This is a genomic window from Dyadobacter jejuensis, assembly GCF_003149085.1.
Classification (GTDB): domain Bacteria; phylum Bacteroidota; class Bacteroidia; order Cytophagales; family Spirosomataceae; genus Dyadobacter; species Dyadobacter jejuensis.
Genome location: NZ_QGDT01000070.1, coordinates 1 through 1,082, shown reverse-complemented (window position 1 = coordinate 1,082; position 1,082 = coordinate 1). Strand labels below are relative to the sequence as shown.

The window sequence follows — 1,082 nt, the reverse complement described above, 5'->3', positions numbered from 1 at the left end:
CATGGTGCAGTTCCCGACCATCTAATGCTGGGAAAAGGTATACATAATCCCTCTTTACTGTTCGCCAGAGTCGTTCTATATAAATATTGTCTAGTGCACGGCCTTTGCCATCCATGCTTATTTTTATCTTTTGCTCTTGTAAATATTCAATCCAACCTTGACAAGTAAATTGGCTTCCTTGATCGGAATTGATAATCTCTGGGGCGCCGTGTCTTTGAATAGCAGCCTTTACAACTGATAAGCTTTCTTTGGCTTCCAAGCTGTTGGACAATCCCCAGTTCACAACATATCGGCTATAAACATCAATAATAGCCGTTAAATACATAAAACCCTTTTTCATAGGGATGTAGGTGATGTCAATTTCCCAAACCTGATTAGATCTATTGATCGACAGCCCCTTCAGTAAGTAGGGGTGAATATATGAGGCAAAGCCTAATTTACTAAGGTTTCTTTGCGGATAAATGGCCATTAAGCCCATCAAACGAAGGAGCCTACGAACACGCTTATGATTGATTAATAAGCCCTGATCTCGCAGGTAATCTTGCATTTGCAAAACACCATGCGTAGGTTTATCAAGCTGTCTTTCATCCATTAAGCGCATGATTTGCTCATTTTGCTCAGTTTCTGCACATGGTTTATAATAAAATCCGCTCCGATGTATTTCCAGCAACTCACATTGGGCCCTTACGCTGAGTTTTTCATCTGAACTCACCATTTTTCGCATAGAGGCTATAGATCTGTCCGCAGTAAGTTTTTTTTTAGAAATTCCTTTTCTAATTCCAGCCTTCCAATTCGAGCATAAAGTCTGTCCAATTCAACTTCATTATTGGTCGATTCCTTTTGTCTTTCGAAGGCTACCGAAGAATTCTCTAAAAACTCTTGCTTCCATTTCCCTATAATCGTTGAATGCACACCGAAACGACTAGCTAGCTCAGCTAAACTCTCCCGTTCCATTAGAGCTTCAATGGCTACTTTAGCTTTGAAGTCTGAACTGAATTTTCTCCTTTTTGCTCTCATAGTTCCACTAATTTAAGATTAAAAATTAAATTTTAACAGTGGCCCTAATTCTGGGGAGTATTATA

Annotated in this window: 2 protein-coding genes; both read right to left on the bottom strand. The window is 39.4% G+C overall.

Annotated elements, in window-relative coordinates; translation table 11 throughout:
• A partial coding sequence (locus CLV98_RS23305; protein ID WP_109678541.1) for an IS3 family transposase occupies positions 1–724 on the bottom strand: 724 nt, incomplete at its 3' end.
• A gap of 5 nt (positions 725–729) precedes the next feature.
• The gene (locus CLV98_RS23300) at positions 730–1,017 is read right to left on the bottom strand and encodes a transposase (protein WP_109678539.1); all 288 of its coding nucleotides are present in this window, start codon (positions 1,015–1,017) and stop codon (positions 730–732) included.
• Between the last annotated feature and the right edge of the window lie 65 nt (positions 1,018–1,082).

Excerpts from the sequence above, each read along its gene's own strand:
- CLV98_RS23300 (WP_109678539.1), bottom strand. The coding sequence starts at position 1,017 with ATGAGAGCAAAAAGGAGAAAATTCAGTTCAGACTTCAAAGCTAAAGTA.